Origin of the sequence: Mesorhizobium sp. M1D.F.Ca.ET.231.01.1.1, from assembly GCF_003999155.2 — a bacterium.
Classification (GTDB): Bacteria; Pseudomonadota; Alphaproteobacteria; order Rhizobiales; family Rhizobiaceae; genus Mesorhizobium.
The window spans coordinates 171,163-190,544 of record NZ_RZOZ02000004.1 but is presented as its reverse complement, the minus strand read 5'-3'; the positions used below and the strand labels follow the sequence as shown (position 1 = coordinate 190,544).

Genomic DNA, 19,382 nt, shown 5'->3' with positions numbered 1-19,382 from the left:
AATAGAAACTTGACTTTCACCGATTTCAGCGCGTCAGCGCGTCGAGAATGCGAGCCCACGAACGCTGCCCCTTGTGGAAGGAGGTGAGCTCGTATTTCTCGTTGGGCGAATGGATGCGGTCGTCGTCGAGGCCGAAGCCGACGAGCAGCGATTCCATGCCGAGATAGGTCTGGAAGTCGCCGACCACGGGAATGGAGCCGCCGCCGCCGGTGGTGACGGCCTGCTTCTCCCATTCGTCGGAGAGCGCATCCTTGGCCTTGGCCAGGAACGGCGAGTCGTAGGAAAGCTGGATCGCTGGCGAGCCGCCATGCGGGTGGAACTCGACCGAGCAGTCGGCGGGGATGCGTTCGCGCACGAAGGCCCGGAAGGCGGCGCGGATCTTCTTCGGGTCCTGCTTGTGGACGAGCCGGAACGACACTTTCGCCGAGGCTTCCGCCGCGATCACCGTCTTGAAGCCCTTGCCTGTGTAGCCGCCGGTGATGCCGTTGAATTCGGCCGTCGGCCGCGCCCAGGTGAGTTCGAGCACCGAACGGCCCTTTTCGCCGGCGGGGATGGAGAGGCCGACCGGGCCGAGGAAGGTCTCGGCGGTCTCGCCCAGCCCCTCCCAGGACTTCAGCACCTGCGACGGCATCTCCTCGACGCCGTCATAGAAACCCGGAATGGTGACATGGCCGTCCTTGTCATGGACGTCGGCGAGGATCCTGGCCAGGATGCGGATCGGATTGGCGGCCGGACCGCCATAGAGGCCCGAATGCAGGTCGCGGCTGGCCGCCTTGACGGTGACTTCCTCGCCGACCATGCCGCGCAGCGACACGCAGATCGACGGCGTCTCGCGGTCCCACATGCTGGTGTCGCAGACCAAAGCGAAATCCGCCTTCAGCTCGGCGGCGTTCGCCTCGAGGAACGGCTTCAGCGACGGCGAGCCGGATTCTTCCTCGCCCTCGAACAGGATGGTGACGCGGCACGGCAGATTGCCGTGCACCTGCTTCCAGGCGCGGCAGGCTTCGACGAAGGTCATCAGCTGACCCTTGTCGTCGGCCGCGCCGCGCCCGGTGATCACCTTGTGGCCGGGCTCGATCTCCTTGATCGACGGCGCGAAAGGATCGGTTTCCCACAGCTCGATCGGATCGACCGGCTGCACGTCGTAATGGCCGTAGAACAGCACATGCGGCGCGCCGGCCGGCCCTTCGTGATGCGCCACAACCATCGGGTGACCGGGCGTGTCGCGCAGGCTGGCGTCGAAGCCGATCAGCTTGAGCTCGGCTACCAGCCATTCGGCGCTCTCGCGGCAGTCGGCGGCGTAGGCGGGATCGGTAGAGATCGACTTGATGCCGAGCAGGCCGAAAAGCCGCTCCAGGCTCTGGTCGAGATTTTGGTCGAGACGGTCGAGGACGGGGGAAATTCTGGACATGCTTTTGCCTTTCGAGTTTCGGCAGACCCTAAAGGGCCGGACCGAAAACGCAAAGCCGCGACCGTTGGACCACGGATGAGCGGCATGTCGAAGGGCAAAAAAGAACCGCCGTGGTGGAGGGGGAACCACGGCGGTCTTACTCGAAACGTTGCGGCAGCCCGGAGAGGGGGGATAGGCTGCCGCAGTTTGCCCGGGATAGGCGGGGGACGGGCCTTGCTCCGGACTTCGGCGAAAATTGCCGATGACAGCTATTTGGGTCTGTGAACATGGCGATTCAAGGGCACGAAGATTACACTTTTGTAACATGCCCGTGAGCGGTTCGATTCGGCCGAGACAGTGTCTGTCAGGGGTGTTGCCGGAACCGTTGGTTTGCGCAGCCTTTGGCATGGACCGCGAAGCCTGGCCGCGCTATCCCTGCCGGCATGAAAAAAGGCGATCATCTCTTTCTTGTCGACGGCTCCGGCTACATTTTCCGCGCCTACCACGCGCTGCCGCCGCTCAACCGCAAATCCGACGGCCTGCCGACCAGCGCCGTGCTCGGCTTCTGCAACATGGTCTGGAAGCTGATGCAGGACGCCCGCAACACCAGCGTGGGCATCGTGCCGACGCATTTCGCCGTCATCTTCGACTATTCGTCAAAGACCTTTCGCAGCGATCTCTATCCCGAATACAAAGCCAACCGCTCGGCGCCGCCGGAAGACCTGATCCCGCAATTCGGCCTGATCCGCCAGGCGACGGTGGCGTTCAACCTGCCCTGCATCGAGATGGAAGGTTTTGAGGCCGACGACATCATCGCCACCTATAGCCGGCTGGCCTGCGAGGTCGGCGCCGATACCACCATCGTCTCCTCCGACAAGGACCTGATGCAATTGGTCGGCCCGACGGTCGGCATGTACGACCCGATGAAGGACCGCCAGATCGGCATCCCGGAAGTGATCGAGAAATGGGGCGTGCCGCCGGAAAAGATGATCGACCTGCAGGCGCTGACCGGCGACTCCGTCGACAACGTGCCCGGCGTGCCCGGCATCGGGCCGAAGACCGCGGCGCAGCTTCTGGAGCAGTTCGGCGACCTCGACGGCCTGCTCGCGCGCGCCACGGAGATCAAACAGGACAAGCGACGCGAAACCATCATCGCCAATGCCGACAAGGCGCGCATCTCGCGTGAGCTGGTGACGTTGAAGAACGACGTGCCCCTGAAGGAGGGGCTGGACGACCTGGTTCTGCATGCGCCGGACGGGCCGAAGCTGATCGGCTTCCTGAAGACGATGGAGTTCACAACGCTGACGCGCCGCGTCGCCGAGGCGACCGCGACCGAGATCGGCGACGTCCAGGCTTCCGCCGTTACCATCGAGCGCGCCGACACAGCGCATGGTCCCGATGTCGGCGCCGGCGCGCCGCCGGCCGCACGACCGGCTGCTACGCCGAACGGCGCCGCGAAGCCGGCCGCCGCCGCCGTCAGGGGCGAGGATGCTCCGCCGCAGGGCGATACCCCTTCCCTGCTCTCAGCGTTGCGGCTGGAACAGGCGACGGCGCGCAAGATCGACCCTTCGGCCTATGCCGCCATTCGCGACGCGGCCACGCTGAAAGCCTGGATCGCCAAGGCCAAGGAAGCCGGCATCCTTGCCTTCGACGCCGAGACCACCTCGTCCGACCCGATGCAGGCCGACTTGATCGGCCTTTCCATGGCAATCGCGCCAGGCCGGGCCGTCTACGTGCCGCTCGCCCATACCAGCGGCAACGGTGACCTGCTTGGCGGCGGCCAGCTGGCGGACCAGATCCCGGTCCGCGAGGCGCTGGCGCTGCTCAAGCCGCTCCTCGAGGACAGGTCGGTTCTCAAGATCGTCCAGGACATGAAATACGATATCGTCGTCATGAGTCGGCACGGCGTCGAGGTCGGGCCCTTCGACGACACGATGCTGGTCTCCTACGTGCTCGACGCCGGCACGTCGGGCGGCCACGACCTCGCCTCGCTGTCGGAGAAGTGGCTCGGCCACGCGCCGGCCTCGAAGAAGGAGCTTGCGGGATCCGGAAAGAACGCCGTGGGCTTCGATCAGGTCGATATCGAGCGGGCGACCGCCTATGCCAGCGAGCAGGCCGATCTGACGCTGACACTCTGGCAGGTGCTGAAGCCAAGGCTCGCCGCCAAGGGCCTGGTTTCCGTCTACGAACGGCTGGAGCGGCCGCTGGTACCTGTGCTTGCCCGCATGGAGCAGCGCGGCATCTCGGTCGACCGCCAGATCCTGTCCAGGCTGTCGGGCGAGCTGGCGCAAGGCGCCGCCCGTGTCGAAGAAGAGATCTACGGCATCGTCGGCGAGCGCATCAACATCGGCTCGCCGAAGCAGCTCGGCGACATCTTGTTCGGCCGGATGGGCCTGCCGGGCGGCTCCAAGACCAAGACCGGCCAGTGGTCGACCTCGGCGCAGCTTCTGGAAGACCTTGCCGCCGAAGGCCACGAGCTGCCGCGCAAGATCGTCGACTGGCGCCAGCTCACCAAGCTGAAATCGACCTACACCGACGCGCTGCCCGGCTTCATCAATCCCGGCACCAATCGCGTCCACACCTCCTACGCGCTTGCCGCGACCACGACTGGCCGCCTGTCGTCTTCCGATCCCAACCTGCAGAACATTCCGGTGCGCACCGCGGAAGGCCGCAAGATCAGGACCGCCTTCATCGCCGAAAAAGGCCACAAGCTGGTTTCGGCTGACTACAGCCAGATCGAGTTGCGCGTGCTTGCCCATGTCGCCGAGATCCCTCAGCTCACGCAGGCCTTCGCCGACGGCGCCGACATCCATGCCATCACGGCGTCCGAAATGTTCAACGTGCCGGTCGAAGGCATGCCTTCGGAAGTGCGCCGTCGCGCCAAGGCGATCAATTTCGGCATCATCTACGGCATCTCGGCCTTCGGCCTCGCCAACCAGCTGTCGATCCCGCGCGAGGAGGCGAGCGCCTACATCAAGCGCTACTTCGAGCGCTTCCCGGGCATCCGCGACTATATCGAGGAAACCAAGGCCTACGCGCGGGAGAACGGCTTCGTCGAGACCATCTTCGGCCGCCGCATCCATTATCCGGAGATAAGGTCGTCCAACCCGTCGGTCCGCGCCTTCAACGAGCGCGCCTCGATCAACGCCAGGCTCCAGGGCACCGCCGCCGACATCATCCGCCGCGCCATGGTGCATATGGAAGAGGCGCTGGACAAGGCGAAGCTCTCGGCCCGCATGCTCTTACAGGTGCATGACGAGCTGATCTTCGAGACGGTGGAAGCGGAAGTCGAGGCGACCATTCCGGTCGTGCGCCGCGTCATGGAGAACGCGCCGATGCCGGCGGTCTCGATGTCGGTACCGCTGCATGTCGACGCGCGCGCCGCCGACAACTGGGACGAGGCGCATTGAGGTGAAATGCTGCCGCTCTCGACGGCCACGCTGCTCTCCTTTGCGCTCGCTGCCCTGCTGATCGAGCTGACGCCGGGGCCGAACATGACCTATCTGGCGCTGGTCTCGGCCAATGACGGCCGTCGCGCCGGCATTGCCACAGTCGCCGGCATTGCGCTGGGCCTCGCCGTCATCGGCGGCATCGCTGCCTTCGGCGTCGCCGAATTGATCCAGGCGTCCACGCTGCTCTACGAGGGGCTTCGCTGGGCGGGCACGCTGTTTCTCCTCTATCTGGCCTGGGAGGGCTGGACGGCTGGCACGGACGTGGTTTCAGCGACCAAGGCGCCGGATGGCAAGTATTTCGCTCGCGGACTCGTCACCAACCTGCTCAATCCGAAGGCGGCGGTCTTCTACATCGCCGTGTTGCCCACCTTCGTCGAGGCCGATCGGCCGGCGCTGGCCCAGACTGTGCTGCTCACCACAGTCTATGTGGCCATCGCGACGGCCATCCATGCAACGATCGTCGTGCTGGCGGGAACGCTGGAGCCGTTCCTCAACGATTCCCAACGCGAGCGCGTCGCTCGCAGGGTGCTTTCCGCCATGCTGGCGCTGGTGGCGATATGGTTCGCCTGGTCGACGGCGCGTTAGAGCAATTCCAGGAAAAGTGCGTAGCGGTTTTCCGCCCGGAATTGCGCAAAAACAAACGCTTGGAGCGGATCGGCGATTCTGTGAAGAGCTGAACCGCTCTAGCCAAAGCAATTCCGGTGGGCGTAGCGGTCAGGCTCGGCGACTTCGCCGTGGCGTTCCGCAGATAGTCAGGCGGCCTCGGCCCTGCACTTGGCGCACACGCCCCGAAATTCGATCACCGCCTTCTTCGCGGCGAAGCCGGTCGAGCGCACCCATTCGTCCAGCCGGTGGTCGACATCGTGGTCGGACATCTCGGTCACCTGGCCGCAACTGTCACAGATCGCGAAGGCGGTCATCGAATGGCTGTGGTCGTGCGGCTCGGCGCAGGCGACGAAAGAATTGAGGCTTTCGAGCCTATGCACGAAGCCCGATTTCACCAGCGTGTCTAAAGCCCGATAGACCTGCAGCGGCGCCCGGAAGCCGCGCTCGCGCAGCTGGTCGAGCAGCATATAGGCGCTGAGCGGCCCGCTGGCGGCTTCGAGCTTCTCGAGCACGCACAGCTGGTTCTTGGTCAGCGCATCCCTTGCCGTCATCTTTTTCCGTCCGCTCGTCGCGTCGTTTCGCGTGTCGATTGTGCACGCAAACAATCTCTGGTCCATGAGATAGCGACGAACGCGTAGTTTTGCCACTGTTTCCGCGGTTGGCCGACCGGGGCGGCCGCTACTTGCGCGGCGGTCCCTTGCGCTCGGCGGATGCCGCCCAAAGGTTGATGTCGGCCTCGCGTGCGTGGGTATCGATCTCGGCCAGCTCGGCATCGCTGAACTCGAGCACCTTGAGCGCGCCGACGCAATCCTCGACCTGTTCCGGCCGGCTGGCGCCGATCAGCGCCGTGGTCACGCGCCCCTTGCGCAGCACCCAGGCCAACGCCATCTGCGCCAGCGTTTGGCCGCGCCGGCCGGCGATGGCGTTGAGCGCCTTGATGTTGGCGATCGACCTGTCGTTGATGAAGGCCGGGCGCAGCGACTTGCCTTGGGATGCGCGGCTGCCTTCCGGTATGCCGCCGAGATATTTGTCGGTCAGCATGCCTTGCGCCAGCGGCGAGAACACGATCGAGCCGATGCCGAGCCCCTCCAGCGTGTCCAGCAGCCCGTCCTCCTCGACCCAGCGATTGAGCATCGAATAGCTCGGCTGGTGGATCAGGCAAGGCGTGCCGAGCCGCTTCAATATGTCGGCCGCCTCGCGCGTGCGCTGCGAATTGTAGGAGGAGATGCCGGCATAGAGCGCCTTGCCCGAGCGCACCGCGTGGTCGAGCGCGCCCATGGTTTCTTCCAGCGGCGTCTCCGGATCGAAGCGATGCGAATAGAAGATGTCGACATAGTCGAGCCCCATGCGCTTGAGGCTCTGGTCGAGGCTCGCCAGCACATATTTGCGGCTGCCCCATTCACCATAGGGACCGGCCCACATCTCATAGCCTGCCTTGGTCGAGATGATCAGCTCGTCGCGATAGGCGGCGAAGTCGGCGCGCAGGATCCCGCCGAAGGCGGTCTCGGCCGAGCCGGGCGGCGGGCCGTAATTGTTGGCGAGGTCGAAATGCGTGATGCCGAGGTCGAAGGCCTTGCGCACGATCGCCTGCTTGGTCCGGTGTGGCGTGTCGTTGCCGAAATTGTGCCACAGGCCGAGCGAGATCGCTGGCAGCTTGAGGCCGGAGCGTCCGCAGCGATTGTAGATCATCTTCTCGTAGCGGTTCTCGGCGGCGATATAGGGCATGGGGTAATCCTCGGGATCGAAGCGGCGCGGCGAGCGCCGCGACGGATTTGAATCGATGCTTGTCCCCCATCCATACCCTCTCCCCGCCAAAACGGGGAGAGGGTAGTTGCCACCTACTTTTTCTTCGCCAGCAGCGCCTTCGCTTCCTTGATGCCGAGTGCTGCCGGCCGCTCGCAGGTCGTCTGCATGGCGACGAACTTGCCGCTATCGCCGGAACGCAGGATGCCGGTCATGACGTCGACGGCGTGCAGCGCCAGCTCCATCGAGCAGCGGTGCGGCCGCCCTTCCGAGATCGCGATCGCCATGTCGGCAAGGCCGGCGGTGCGGTAGTTCGCCATCATGCCTTGGCTGTGCATCTCGTTGGGCACGCCGAACGGATGATCCCATTTCGGCAGCTTCTTCACCGGCTTGGTGGCGTCGGTGAAGCGCAGCTCGCCGCCGAAGAAATTCGGGTCCGGCACGAAGACGGTGCCCGCCTCGCCATAAAGCTCCATCGGCGCGTGGCCGTGGCTCCAGACGTCCCACGAGGTGTTGAGCGTCACCACGGCGCCGTTCTCGAATTCGAGCAGCGCATGGATGGTGGTCGGCGTGTTGACGGGGATCTTTTCGCCCGCGCGCGGCTTGGAGCTGATGGTGCGCTCCTTGGCCGGCGTCGCCGCGAAAGCCGCCACCTGCTTCACCGGCCCGATCAGCTGGATCAGGTTGGTGACGTAGTATGGGCCGATGTCGAGCACCGGCCCGGCGCCCGGTTGGAAGAAGAAGTCGGGATTGGGGTGCCAGTGCTCCATGCCGTGGCCCATGACATGGCAGGTGCCGCTGGTGATCCTGCCGAGCTTGCCGCTGTCGATCAGCTCGCGCGCCAGCTGATGCGCGCCGCCGAAGAACGTGTCCGGCGCCGAGCCGATGCGCAGCCCCTTTTTTTCGGCCCGGCTTTTCAGGTCGAGCCCTTCCTTGATCGACAGCACGAAGGGTTTTTCCGAATAGACGTGCTTGTCGGCGTCGAGCACCGCCTTCGAGACTTCGTAGTGCACGGCCGGGATGGTGAGGTTGACGATGATGTCGATCTCGTCGTCCTTCAGCAGGTCGTTGACCGTCTCGGCGCGGAGCTTGAACTCCTTCGCCCGCATCTTCGCCGCATCCATGTTGATGTCCGCGCAGGCGCGCATCTTGATGCCGCGGAACAGCGGCGCCAGCGAGAAATACGCCTTCGAGATGTTGCCGCAGCCGATGACGCCTACGCCAAGTTTGTTTGCCATTGTGAATGCTCCTACCAGCTCTTGGCTGCTGCGATCGAGCGCCGGGCGAAACGCTCGATGTCGTTGGGATTGTCCTGTTCCATGACGAAATACTTGGCGGCGCTCTTGGTCCGCAACGTCTTGATCAGACCAGGCCAGTCGATGGTGCCGTGGCCGACATCCGACCAACCGTCCTCATCGAGCCCCTCGCCCGCTTTCGCCATGTCCTTGACGTGGACGGCGACGATGCGCTTGCCGTGCTTTTCGATCCAGGGCAGCGGATCGGCGCCGCCGCGCACCACCCAGGCCAGGTCCATCTCCCAGCCGATATCGGGTGCTGAGGACAGGATATGGTCCTGCGGCACCGAACCGTCGCCAAGCGCCTTGAACTCGAAATCGTGGTTGTGCCAGGCAAAGCCGTAGCCGGCCTTCTTCGCTGTCTCGCCAACCTTGGCCAACCGCTCGCCGAAGCTACGCCAGCCGCCGGCATCGCCCGGCCGCGCATCGGGCATCAGGTAGGGGCAGATCAGCAGCGTGACGCCGAGCGCATCGGCGATTTTGCGCACGCCGTCGAAATCTTTCTCCAGCGCATCGATCGAGAAATGGCCGGTCGGCATGGCAAGCCCGTTCTTGTCGAGCTCGGCGCGAAAAGCCTTGGGGTCGTCATAGACGCCGCCGAAGCCTTCAACTTCCTTGTAGCCCAGCTCGCCGAGCATTTTCAGCACGCCGCCCCACGGTTGGAAATTTCGAGCGCTGTAGAGTTGGAATGACCAGTTCATCTGTCCTGTCCGTTCTGCTTGGGGGGATTTTTCAGAATTAGAGGCGGCTGTCGGTTTGAGCGTCGAACAGCGAGGCGCGCGCCGGATCGAAGCCGATGCGGATCGCATCGCCGTTGCTCAGCGTCTTGTCCGCCTCGACGCGGAAGGAGACGATCTGGCCCCCGAGCTTCGTCCACACCAGCGTGTCGGAGCCCATCGGATCGACGATCTCGACGGTCGACTCGGCGGTGAAGGGCATTGCCTTGGCGGCGTCACCCAAGGCAATGTGCTCGGGCCTGATGCCGAAGATGCAAGGCCTCGCGGCGCGGCCGTTGTCGCCATCGAATGCGTAACGGCCAAGCGGCACCGAGATACCGTCGGCCTTGAACACGGGAGCGTCGCCCGCTTCCAACTCCCCTTTGAGGAAATTCATCGCCGGCGAGCCGAGGAAGCCGGCGACGAAGCGGTTGACCGGGCGGTTGTAGATCGTCTGCGGCGCGTCGAGCTGCTGGATCACGCCGCCCTTCATCACCGCGATGCGGTCGGCCAGCGTCATAGCCTCGATCTGGTCGTGGGTGACGTAGATCATCGTGTTCTGCAGCCTGCGGTGCAGGAGCTTGATCTCGACGCGCAGTTCCGAGCGCAGCTTGGCGTCGAGGTTGGAGAGCGGCTCGTCGAACAAGAAGACGTCGACGTCGCGCACCAGCGCGCGCCCGATCGCCACGCGCTGGCGCTGGCCGCCGGAAAGCGCCGAGGGCTTGCGCTGCAACAGCGGCTCGATCTGCAGGATTTCGGCCGCGCGCGCGATGCGTTTGGCGATCTCGTCCTTCGGCACGCCGGCGACGCGCAGGCCGAAGGACAGGTTCTTCTCCACGGTCATCTGCGGGTAGAGCGCGTAGGACTGGAACACCATGCCGATGCCGCGGTCCTTCGGCTCCTCCCAGGTGACGTTCTTGCCCTTGATGAAGATGCGGCCTTCGGAAATGTCGAGCAGGCCGGCGATGCAGTTGAGCAGGGTCGACTTGCCGCAGCCGGAGGGTCCGAGCAGCACGATGAACTCGCCCTCGGCGACGTCGAGATTGAGGGTCTTCAGCACCGACATGACGCCGAAATTGAGCGACAGGTCCTGGATCGAGACGCTGGGATTGGCGATCGCTGCTGCCATCATCATCCTTTCACCGCGCCGGCCGCGATGCCGCGCACGAAGAGCTTGCCGGAAACGAAGTAGACGATGAGCGGCACGAGGCCGGTCAGGATGGTTGCGGCCATGTTGACGTTGTACTCCTTCACGCCCTGCACCGAGTTGACGATGTTGTTGAGCTGGACCGTCATCGGATAGGTGTCGGGGCGGGTGTAGACGACGCCGAACAGGAAGTCGTTCCAGATGCCGGTCACCTGCAGGATGACGGCGACGACGAAGATCGGCAGCGACATCGGCAGCATGATGCGCAGATAGATGCCCCAGAAGCCGGCGCCGTCGACGCGCGCCGCCCTGAACAGCTCCTCCGGCATCGACGTGAAATAGTTGCGAAACAGAAGCGTCAGGATCGGCATGCCGAAGATCGAGTGCACGATCACCAGGCCGGTCAGCGTGCCGTAGATGCCGATCTCGCGCAGGATGATGACGATCGGATAGATCATCACCTGATAGGGGATGAAGGCGCCGACGATCAGGATGATGAAGAAGCTGTCGGCGCCCTTGAAGCGCCAGTTGGCCAAGGCGTAGCCGTTCACCGAAGCGATCGCGATCGACAAGAGCACCGACGGCACGGTGATGCGCACGGAATTCCAGAAGCCGCGCGAGAGCCCGTCGCAATTGAGGCCGGTGCAGGCGGTCGCCCACGCCTTCACCCAAGGCTCGAAGGTGATCTCCAGCGGCGGCGAGAAGATGTTGCCGAGGCGGATTTCTGGCATGCCCTTCAGCGACGTGACGACCATCACGTAAAGCGGCAGCAGATAATAGAGCGCCACGACGATCAGCGTGCCGTAGAGAAAGATGTTGCGGCGCGAGAGCACATGCCGCGGCTTTGTTCCGCTCGGACCCGCTGCATCGCGTTGAAGGGCACCTGCATGGGGAACGGAGGCAGCAATCTCACCCATGCTTCTTGCCTCCGAATTCGAGATAGGCCCATGGCACGATGACGATCACCACCGAGAGCAGCATCATGGTCGAGGCGGCAAAGCCTTGGCCGAGGTTCTGGGCGAAGAACATGTAGTCGTAGACATATTTTGCCGGCACTTCGGAGGCGATGCCCGGGCCGCCGCTGGTCTGGGCGACGACGAGGTCGTAGACCTTGACGATGCCGGCGGCGATGATGACCAGCGTGGTGATGAAGACCGGCCGCATCATCGGGATGACGATGAAGAGATAGGTCTTCCACATCGGTATGCCATCGACCCTAGCGGCCTTCCAGATGTCCTCGTCGATGCCGCGCAGGCCGGCGAGCATCAGGCACATGATCAGCCCCGTGCCTTGCCAGAGCGCGGCGATCGAAATGCCGTAGATGACGATGCTGGAATTGTAGAGCGGATCGAAGCTGAAGCTCGTCCAGCCGAGGTCGCGCACCACGCGCTGGACGCCGAAATCCGGGTTGAGCAGCCACTGCCAGACCAGGCCGGTGACGATGAAGGACAGCGCGAAGGGATAGAGGAAGATGGTGCGGAAGGTGTCCTCGAAGCGGATCTTCTGGTCGAGAAGGGCGGCAAGCAGGAAACCGATGACAAGCGAGAACACCAGGGAGATCACGCCGTAGATCAGAAGGTTCTCGATCGACACCAGCCAGCGCGATGTCGACCAGAGCCGGTGATACTGGTCGAGCCCGACGAAGGTGAGCCGCGGCAACAGCTTCGAATTGGTGAAGGAATAGAGCACCGTCCAGGCCGTGCCGCCGACGAACACCACCAGCGCGGTGAGCACCATCGGGATCGATGCGACCTTGGCGTTCAGATTGCGGAAAAGCTGGTTAGGGCGTTCGCTGTTGCTCATCTCGGCAGCCGGGGACAATGAGGGCGTCATGCTCCCGACCCCCGATAGGTCGGGGCCGGGAGCCGGCGGGGGCGCCGGTTGTCAGTCCGCCGAGCCGATAATCTCGGCGAAGCGCTTCTGCGCCTCTACGACGCTCATGTCGGGCTTGGCGAAGAACTCGGAGAACAGGTCTTCCTTCTGCTTCTGGCTGTCCTGCGAGAGCAGCTGGTCGGTCCATGGCATGACGGCGCCCTTGGCCAGGATGGCGAGACCCTTCTTCATGCAGTCGTTCGCCGTCTCAAGGTCGACGTCGCCGCGCACCGGCAGCGAGCCCTTCTTCAGGTTGAAGGCGACCTGGGTCTTCGGGTCGAGCAGCGTTTCCGCCAGGACCTCCTGCGCCTTGGCCTTGTCGGCGTCCTTCAGCAGCGGGAAGTAGAAGGCGTCGCCGCCGGTGGCGATAACCTCGTTCAGGCCGAGGCCGGGCAGGCAGGCATAGTCCTTGCCGGCGGTCTTGCCGGCGACCTGGAATTCGCCCTGCGCCCAGTCGCCCATGATCTGGCCGCCGGCCTTGCCGGTGATGACCAGGTTGGTCGCCTGGTTCCAGTCCTGCACATTGGTGTTCTTGGCCATCTTGCGGGCGTCGTCGGCCGCCTTGAACACCTTGGCGATCTCGGGGCCGCCGGCGAACTTGGCATCCTTTTCCTTGTAGACCTTGAGGAAGGCGTCAGTGCCGCCGACAGCGGCGAGCAGCACGTCGAAGGCGCCCGATGCCTGCCAGGCCTGCCCGCCGACCGCGAGCGGGATGATGCCGGCCTTTTCCAGCGCCGGCGCGTCCGCCACGAACTCATTCCAGTCTTTCGGCAGCGGCAGGCCGGCCTTCTGGAAGGCTTCGTTCGACAGCCACAGCCACTGCCAGGAGTGGATGTTGACCGGCACGCAATAGATCTTGCCGTCGATGGTGCAACTATCGAGCAGGCTCTTTGGCCGCACGATTTCCGTCCACTTGCCTTTGGTGGCGATGTCGGTCAGGTCGCGCATCAGCCCGGCCTGGACGAGCTCTTCCGCCTGGCGGCCGTGGTTGAACTGGGTGGCGCCCATCGGATCGCCACCGGTGATGCGGCTGATCATGATCGGCCGCGCCGTGGGACCGGAGCCGGCAATAGCGCCGTCGACCCAATGGTTGCCTGTCGCGTCGAAGGCCTTGGCAAGTTCAGCCACCGCCGCCGCCTCGCCGCCCGAAGTCCACCAATGGGTGACTTCGAGGTCGGTCGCGCCCGCCGCTCCGGCGAAGTTCAGCGCGACCGTCGCGGCGAACGCGGCAGTCAGGAATTTATATCGCATTTCGGTTCCTCCCAGAATCTGAAACGTTACAGATTTTCGATACGGCAAATGACTGGCATAGGCAACCCCTCGAATCGAAACGGCATGAGATTTTTTCGGGACGCGAACAAAATCCATCTCCAAAGGCAACCCGACAGCGCCCAGCCCAACCAATTGATGCCGAAAGCCGTGAGAAATTGAGATTTCTATGCGATTCCAGTGGCTTTCAGCCCGCTCCCTCATAACCGGCCGCAACGATCGCGACCCGCTCGTAGGTCTCAGGCGTTGGCAATCTGTAACGTTTCAGTATATTGACCCGTGTCACGGGCCAAAAGCCGCGCAAATGTCGATGCACACGGTTGCCGGCCGGCTTCACGGCTGCTATGCGCCTGATGGGCGGGACGAATGGATAGACGAGCTACCGAGAAGGACGACGAGACGTCGGCCAAGGAACGGCCGACGCTGAAGACGCTCGCCTTCATGACCGGGCTCGGCGTCACGACGGTGTCACGCGCGCTGAAGGACGCGCCCGAGATCGGCGCCGAGACCAGGCGCCGCGTCCAGCTCGTCGCCAAGCAGATCGGCTACCGGCCGAACCGCGCCGGCGTGAGGCTGAGGACCGGCAAGACCAACGTCATCAGCCTGGTGCTCAACACCGAGCGCGAGATCATGAGCTTTGTCTCGGACATCATCTACGGCGTCTCGGAAGTCATCGCCGACACGCCCTATCACCTGATCGTCACGCCCTATTCACGCTCGCAGGATCCACTGGACCCGGTGCGCTATCTGGTGGAGACGGGCTCCGCCGACGGCGTCATCATTTCACGCACGCAGCCCAACGACCCCAGGGCCCGCTTCATGCTGGAGCGCGGCATTCCCTTCGCCACGCATGGCCGCACCGACATGGGGCTGGTGCATCCCTATCACGACTTCGACAACTACGCCTTCGCCGGCGAGGCGGTGCGGCATCTGGCCGGCATGGGCCGGCGCCGCCTCGCTTTGCTGACGCCACCCATCGGCCTGACCTATCGCGGCCACACTGTGGACGGTTTCACCGATGCGTTGAGCGAGGTCGGCGCCAGCGAAGTGCCGTTCAACACCGTCACGATCGACCATTCGATCGAGCAGATCAGGATGCGGACCGCGCAGCTGATGCGGCGCGAGGATCGGCCGGACGGCTTCGTCAGCAGCGCCGCCGCGGCGACGCTCGCCATCGTCGCCGGCATCGAGGATGCCGGCCTGAAGCTCGGCCGCGATGTCGACGTGGTGTCGAAACAGTCGTCGGAACTGCTGCATCTGTTCCGGCGCGAACTGCTGGTGGTCAACGAGAATTTCCGGCTCGCCGGCTCCGAGCTCGCCCGCGCGGTGCTCGGCTGGATCGGCGGCAAGGAACCCGGCTCACTGCAGTCGCTCAGCACGCCGGGCGAGGTTCTGCCCTATCGGCATTCGCAAGATCAGTGACCTCTGCGCCTTTCGCGACGGCGATCATCATGCAAAGGGGTTCAGCTCGGGCTTCGTGGCCATCAGCGCGACAATGAGTGCAAAGAGCGTGATCATGGTCAGGCGTCCAACCAGGGCGCGTTTGTTGCCAGCAAAGGCTTTGACCTCGACGGCTGAGACGGCACCGCGAAGTGCTGCTTGAGCCTGCGTTGCCCACGGGCGCACGAGCTTGTTCTCGACCGCCATCAAGGCGGCGACAAGCGCTAGCGACACCATCAGCCAAGGCGCCAGCAGGGACCAGCCGCCAAGAAAGACAAGGGCGATGCCGGCAAGCACACCGGCGCCCACCAGAAGCCCTGCAAAGCGGCTGGCGAAGAAGGCCATTCTGGCCGGCCCTGGCTGCCCTCTTCGGGCAGGAATTAGCAGAAGTTCGTTCGCCACGAACAACAGCAAAGCGGCGCACATGGCGTACGCATGGATTCCCAAAACAATTTTATAGAGCATCTGTCACCATCCGCATCGCTTGAGCATCGGTGGACATAATGCGAGCGATAGCTCACAATTGTCTACTCGCATTGGGACCGGCAGGAATATGGCACCTAAGCTGCTCACGAATCCAAGGAAGAACGCCTCCCAGGACAGGTCGCGCGCGACGGTGGACGCGCTTATCGAGGCGACCGCTCGCATTTTGGTCAGGGACGGTTTCGACAAGGCCAGCACCAACCGGATCGCCGAAGAGGCCGGTGTGAGCATCGGCTCGCTTTACCAGTATTACCCGGGCAAGGAAGCGCTCGTTGCCGCCGTCATCGATCGTCACAACCAGGACATCATGCAGGTCGTGCGGAGGGTTTTTGCGGAGGTCGCCTCGCAGCCGGTCGAGAGAGCAGCGCGCCGGCTTGTTGCCGTCGCGATCGAGGCGCATCGCATCGACCCCAAGCTGCATCGTGTCCTTGCCGAGCAGATTCCGCGCACGGGACGCCTCGAAAACGTGGAAGCCTTCAATCGCGAAGCCCACTCTCTCTTCAAGAGCTATCTCGAAAGCCACAGCGACGAGCTACGCGTGGCCGATCTTGGACTTGCCGCCTTTGTGTGCGTGACTTCGATCGAAGCGCTCGCCCATACCGCGGTGTTGCACAGCTCCGAGAAGCTATCGAATGAAGCGGCCGAAACGCTCATCGACGAGGCCACTCGGCTCGTGGTCGGGTATCTGAAATAGACGCTCCGCGAGAGCGGCGCCTCGTCTTACCCGCTCGCCCCGCTGCCCCACGGTCCGTGAAACGCCCCCTGCTCGCCGATGCGCTCGAAGCCATGCGCGCCGAAGAAATCGCGCTGCGCCTGGATCAGGTTCGAGGTGCCGCGGCCCTGGCGGTAGCTGTCGAAATAGGCGAGCGCCGACGACAGCGCCGGCACCGGCGAGCCTGCCTCGGAGGCCTTGGCCACGATGCGCCTGAGCGAAGGATGGGCCTCCTTCATCATGGCGATGAAGGCCGGCGCCATCAGCAGGTTGGTTGACGCGCCGCCCGAGCCGAAGGCCTCGGCCATCGTGTCCAGCATCTGCGAGCGGATGATACAGCCGGCGCGCCAGATCTTGGCGATGGTCGGCATCGGCAGGTTCCAGTTGAATTCCTTCGAGGCGCCGCTCATCACCGCAAAGCCTTGCGCATAGGCAGCGATCTTGCCGGCGAACAGCGCCAGTTCGAGATCCTTCAAAAGGGCTGCCTTGTCGCCGGAAATCTTTTCGACGCCGATAGTGCCATAGGCCTTTTCCGCCGCCTGTCGCTCGTCCTTGATCGAGGACAGCACGCGCGCCGCGACCGCCGCCTCGATGGCCGTCGCCGGAATGCCGAGCTGCTGCGCCTCGATGACCGACCATTTGCCGGTGCCCTTCTGGCCGGCGCGGTCGAGGATGACGTCGACCACCGGCTTGCCGGTCTTCGGATCGTCCGCGGCCAGCACCTTGGCGGTGATCTCGATCAAATAGGAGTTGAGCCGGCCCTTGTTCCACTCGGCGAAGACCCGGCCGATCTCATTCGGTTCCATGCCGAGGCCGTCGCGCAGGATGCCGTAGATCTCGGCGATCATCTGCATGTCGGCATATTCGATGCCGTTGTGGATGGTCTTGACGAAATGGCCGGCGCCATCGGTGCCGAGCCAGGCGGCGCACGGCTCGTCCTTGAACTTGGCCGAAATCGCCGTCAGCACCTTTTCGACGCGCTTCCAGGACTCCTCCGTGCCGCCGACCATGATCGACGGCCCATGGCGCGCGCCCTCCTCGCCGCCGGATACGCCCATGCCGATGAAGGTGAGACCGGAGCCGGAGAGCTCGGAGAAGCGCCGCATCGTGTCGCGGAAATTGGCGTTGCCGGCATCGATGACGATGTCGTTGTCGGACAGCACGCCGCGAAGCGCCGCGATCTGCTCGTCCACCGGCTTGCCGGCGAGCACCATGATGATGATCGGCCGCGGCGGCCGGATCGCGGCGGCGAGCTCCTCCAGGCTGTAGCAGGGCACGACCCTGTCCTTCAGCGGCCCGGCGCTCTCGACGAAGGCGTCGGTGCGCGCGGCCGTGCGGTTGAAGACGGCGATGCGGTGCCCATGCTCGGCAATGTTGAGCGCCAGGTTGGAGCCCATCGTGCCAAGGCCGATGAGGCCGATTTCGGCTTTTTCCATCGTTTCTTCCCTGCTTTCCGAATGCTTGTTGGAGGCTGCGTCCTGGAGAACGCCTTTCCCAGATGAATGACGGGCCTTGGCGGCCGCGTCAACCGCCTCGCCGAATTGCGCGGGACCGCGGTGGGTGAGATCCGGGTCAGGCCGGCCTCACCTGAATATCACTCACCGCGGATGTCGATCGGCGCCTCGATCTTCACCATCTCGAAGTCCGAGACGAGGATGTCGAGGCGCGCCGTCCAGCGGCCTGGAACCGGGATGACGAGATTGTCGACCCGCCAGGTGCCGTCGCCGGGCTTTGTCGCCGAACGCTTGATCGCTTCGATGCCGGAATCGGGCTTGGACAGCACCAGCGTCACCGCCTTGGCGTCGAGCGGACCGAAATCGCCGGTCATGACGACCATCGAAGCCGCCACCTGCCCCGCATGACCGGGCGTGATGCTGAGGTCGGCCATCGCCTGCAGCGTGTGGATGTGGATCGACACCGGCTGCGCGGCGGCGATCGCCAGCGCGCGCGGCGGCGGCGTGAAGCGCCAGCCGGCGGCGACGCCGAAGATGGCGAGCACGATCAGCGTCTCGATGCCGATCGAGCGCACCAGCCGCCGCTGCACCTCCGTGTCGCCCGCCTCGGCCGGCGCGGTCAGCGTCCAGCGGTTGACCGAAGCGAGCGTGAACAGGAACAGCAGGAAGGCCAGTTTCAACAGCAGCAGGCGGCCATAGGCGGTGTTGATCAATGCAGCTGGCGTCTGCACCTGGATGATCGCCAGCACGATGCCGCTTGCGGCGAGCACGGCAACGACGGGCAGGATGGCGCGCGAGAACCGCCGCAGGAAAACCTTCGCCTCCGCCGGCTGGAACCTCAAGGCAAGGCCGAGCGGCGCCAGCGCGCCCGTCCAAAAGGCGATGGCCGCACCGTGCAGGAACACCAGGGGCCGCGTCAGCCATTGCGGCCCGGCGGCGCTGGCGTGGCCGCTTGCCGCAAGCGCTGCGCCGACGCCGATGAGTCCGGCAAGCGCAAGCAGCTTGCGAGGAGCGCGCGGTCCGGCGAGGGAGAGCAGCGCAAGTCCAAGCGCGATCAGGGCGACAAGCACCGTCCAGCCGAAACTCGTCTCGAGCGCTGTCCGCCAGACCGCCGGCGCCGCGAACCGGGGGAGCGGCGCGGCAAGCGCGTCCAGCCCCTGCAAGCCCAGCGAAACCGGCGCGGCGGCCATTCCGCAGAGCAGCGCGCCGATGACGAAACGCCGGCCGCACCGTTGGTGTTCGGCGAGCCAGGCAAGCGAGAAGGCGCCGCCGACACCAAGAAAGAGGCCGGCATAGAGGAGGAGCTTGGCCGCCCAGATCGCCGCGCGCACCGACCGGTCGACGGCTTCGCCCGCCGCTGGCGCCGCACTTGGCGCGCCGACGGAAAACAGCGCCGAGCCGCCGACAGGATGGCCGTCTTCCGAGATCACCCGCCAGCTCAGCACATGCGTGCCGGATTTGAGCGTCTCGGGATTGTCGATCTCGATGGTCCGGTCGTTCAGGCGAAAGGACGTCAGCGCAAGCCGCGTGCCGTCCGGCCGCACCAAAGTGAGGACCAGCGGCGAGACCGGCTCGCTGAAGGTCAGCGAGAAATGCGCCGGACTCTGCACCAGCACCGTGCCGTCGGCCGGATCGGCCGCGACCAGCGCCGCATGCGCAAAGGCGCGGCCGGGCAGCAGCACCGCCAGCAGCGCCATCAACACCAGAACCGCAACCAGGCGGCTGGTGGCTGGCCCGATGCGGATGCCGCCCGGGCGGATTGGGAAAGTTGCTGCGTTCATGCGGTCTTTCAAGAAGCGACGG

Annotated in this window: 16 protein-coding genes; 4 read left to right on the top strand and 12 right to left on the bottom strand. The window is 64.6% G+C overall.

Features of this window, described 5'->3' with window-relative positions:
• Positions 1-25 precede the first annotated feature (25 nt).
• On the bottom strand, positions 26-1,411 hold the full coding sequence (locus tag EN874_RS13450) for a M20/M25/M40 family metallo-hydrolase (protein WP_127425172.1): 1,386 nt from the start codon (positions 1,409-1,411) through the stop codon (positions 26-28).
• Positions 1,412-1,833: 422 nt separating this feature from the next.
• On the opposite strand from EN874_RS13450, the gene polA reads away from it, so the two are divergent.
• Both polA and EN874_RS13440 read left to right on the top strand, forming a co-directional pair.
• The gene (gene polA / locus EN874_RS13445) at positions 1,834-4,800 is read left to right on the top strand and encodes a DNA polymerase I (protein WP_168247481.1); all 2,967 of its coding nucleotides are present in this window, start codon (positions 1,834-1,836) and stop codon (positions 4,798-4,800) included.
• 6 nt (positions 4,801-4,806) lie between these two features.
• Positions 4,807-5,427, top strand: a complete 621-nt coding sequence (locus EN874_RS13440; protein ID WP_127425170.1) for a LysE family translocator — start codon at positions 4,807-4,809, stop codon at positions 5,425-5,427.
• Between the two features lie 167 nt (positions 5,428-5,594).
• Here EN874_RS13440 and EN874_RS13435 read toward each other — a convergent pair whose 3' ends face one another.
• From EN874_RS13435 to EN874_RS13400, 8 genes are all read right to left on the bottom strand, one after another.
• Complete coding sequence (locus EN874_RS13435; protein WP_059184736.1) at positions 5,595-5,999, bottom strand: Fur family transcriptional regulator; 405 nt, start codon at positions 5,997-5,999, stop codon at positions 5,595-5,597.
• Between the two features lie 127 nt (positions 6,000-6,126).
• Positions 6,127-7,173, bottom strand: a complete 1,047-nt coding sequence (gene mgrA, locus EN874_RS13430; protein ID WP_127425169.1) for an L-glyceraldehyde 3-phosphate reductase — start codon at positions 7,171-7,173, stop codon at positions 6,127-6,129.
• Between the two features lie 113 nt (positions 7,174-7,286).
• A complete protein-coding gene (locus EN874_RS13425; protein WP_127425168.1) occupies positions 7,287-8,429 on the bottom strand; it encodes a Gfo/Idh/MocA family oxidoreductase in 1,143 nt (380 codons plus the stop codon).
• 11 nt (positions 8,430-8,440) lie between these two features.
• A complete protein-coding gene (locus tag EN874_RS13420; RefSeq protein WP_127425167.1) occupies positions 8,441-9,187 on the bottom strand; it encodes a sugar phosphate isomerase/epimerase in 747 nt (248 codons plus the stop codon).
• Positions 9,188-9,224: 37 nt separating this feature from the next.
• Entirely contained in the window at positions 9,225-10,334 is a 1,110-nt protein-coding gene (locus EN874_RS13415) for an ABC transporter ATP-binding protein (RefSeq protein ID WP_168247488.1), read from the bottom strand.
• Positions 10,334-11,266 carry a carbohydrate ABC transporter permease gene (locus EN874_RS13410; RefSeq protein WP_127425166.1) on the bottom strand — a complete coding sequence of 311 codons (933 nt, stop codon included), beginning with the start codon at positions 11,264-11,266 and terminating at the stop codon, positions 10,334-10,336. Before EN874_RS13410 ends, EN874_RS13415 begins: the two co-directional genes overlap by 1 nt.
• A complete protein-coding gene (locus tag EN874_RS13405) occupies positions 11,259-12,152 on the bottom strand; it encodes a sugar ABC transporter permease (protein WP_127425165.1) in 894 nt (297 codons plus the stop codon). Before EN874_RS13405 ends, EN874_RS13410 begins: the two co-directional genes overlap by 8 nt.
• An 81-nt stretch (positions 12,153-12,233) precedes the next feature.
• Positions 12,234-13,472, bottom strand: coding sequence for an ABC transporter substrate-binding protein (locus tag EN874_RS13400; RefSeq protein ID WP_127425164.1), 1,239 nt, complete (start codon positions 13,470-13,472; stop codon positions 12,234-12,236).
• 384 nt (positions 13,473-13,856) lie between these two features.
• Here EN874_RS13400 and EN874_RS13395 point away from each other — a divergent pair, with 384 nt between their 5' ends.
• On the top strand, positions 13,857-14,912 hold the full coding sequence (locus EN874_RS13395; protein WP_127425163.1) for a LacI family transcriptional regulator: 1,056 nt from the start codon (positions 13,857-13,859) through the stop codon (positions 14,910-14,912).
• Between the two features lie 27 nt (positions 14,913-14,939).
• Here EN874_RS13395 and EN874_RS13390 read toward each other — a convergent pair whose 3' ends face one another.
• Complete coding sequence (locus EN874_RS13390; protein WP_127425162.1) at positions 14,940-15,395, bottom strand: DUF2269 family protein; 456 nt, start codon at positions 15,393-15,395, stop codon at positions 14,940-14,942.
• A gap of 19 nt (positions 15,396-15,414) precedes the next feature.
• On the opposite strand from EN874_RS13390, the gene EN874_RS13385 reads away from it, so the two are divergent.
• On the top strand, positions 15,415-16,107 hold the full coding sequence (locus EN874_RS13385) for a TetR/AcrR family transcriptional regulator (protein ID WP_245513555.1): 693 nt from the start codon (positions 15,415-15,417) through the stop codon (positions 16,105-16,107).
• Positions 16,108-16,133: 26 nt separating this feature from the next.
• Here EN874_RS13385 and gndA read toward each other — a convergent pair whose 3' ends face one another.
• Positions 16,134-17,561, bottom strand: coding sequence for an NADP-dependent phosphogluconate dehydrogenase (gndA, locus tag EN874_RS13380; protein ID WP_127425161.1), 1,428 nt, complete (start codon positions 17,559-17,561; stop codon positions 16,134-16,136).
• Positions 17,562-17,719: 158 nt separating this feature from the next.
• Positions 17,720-19,276 carry a CopD family protein gene (locus tag EN874_RS13375; RefSeq protein WP_245513567.1) on the bottom strand — a complete coding sequence of 519 codons (1,557 nt, stop codon included), beginning with the start codon at positions 19,274-19,276 and terminating at the stop codon, positions 17,720-17,722.
• Between the last annotated feature and the right edge of the window lie 106 nt (positions 19,277-19,382).

Bases quoted from the DNA above. Each gene is read 5' to 3' on its own strand.
- EN874_RS13410 (WP_127425166.1), bottom strand. From the start codon at position 11,266: ATGGGTGAGATTGCTGCCTCCGTTCCCCATGCAGGTGCCCTTCAACGC.
- EN874_RS13415 (WP_168247488.1), bottom strand. From the start codon at position 10,334: ATGATGGCAGCAGCGATCGCCAATCCCAGCGTCTCGATCCAGGACCTG.
- EN874_RS13425 (WP_127425168.1), bottom strand. From the start codon at position 8,429: ATGGCAAACAAACTTGGCGTAGGCGTCATCGGCTGCGGCAACATCTCG.
- EN874_RS13450 (WP_127425172.1), bottom strand. From the start codon at position 1,411: ATGTCCAGAATTTCCCCCGTCCTCGACCGTCTCGACCAAAATCTCGAC.
- EN874_RS13420 (WP_127425167.1), bottom strand. From the start codon at position 9,187: ATGAACTGGTCATTCCAACTCTACAGCGCTCGAAATTTCCAACCGTGG.
- mgrA (WP_127425169.1), bottom strand. From the start codon at position 7,173: ATGCCCTATATCGCCGCCGAGAACCGCTACGAGAAGATGATCTACAAT.
- EN874_RS13405 (WP_127425165.1), bottom strand. From the start codon at position 12,152: ATGAGCAACAGCGAACGCCCTAACCAGCTTTTCCGCAATCTGAACGCC.
- EN874_RS13395 (WP_127425163.1), top strand. From the start codon at position 13,857: ATGGATAGACGAGCTACCGAGAAGGACGACGAGACGTCGGCCAAGGAA.
- EN874_RS13400 (WP_127425164.1), bottom strand. From the start codon at position 13,472: ATGCGATATAAATTCCTGACTGCCGCGTTCGCCGCGACGGTCGCGCTG.
- gndA (WP_127425161.1), bottom strand. From the start codon at position 17,561: ATGGAAAAAGCCGAAATCGGCCTCATCGGCCTTGGCACGATGGGCTCC.
- polA (WP_168247481.1), top strand. From the start codon at position 1,834: ATGAAAAAAGGCGATCATCTCTTTCTTGTCGACGGCTCCGGCTACATT.
- EN874_RS13435 (WP_059184736.1), bottom strand. From the start codon at position 5,999: ATGACGGCAAGGGATGCGCTGACCAAGAACCAGCTGTGCGTGCTCGAG.
- EN874_RS13390 (WP_127425162.1), bottom strand. From the start codon at position 15,395: ATGCTCTATAAAATTGTTTTGGGAATCCATGCGTACGCCATGTGCGCC.
- EN874_RS13440 (WP_127425170.1), top strand. From the start codon at position 4,807: ATGCTGCCGCTCTCGACGGCCACGCTGCTCTCCTTTGCGCTCGCTGCC.
- EN874_RS13375 (WP_245513567.1), bottom strand. From the start codon at position 19,276: ATGGCGCTGCTGGCGGTGCTGCTGCCCGGCCGCGCCTTTGCGCATGCG.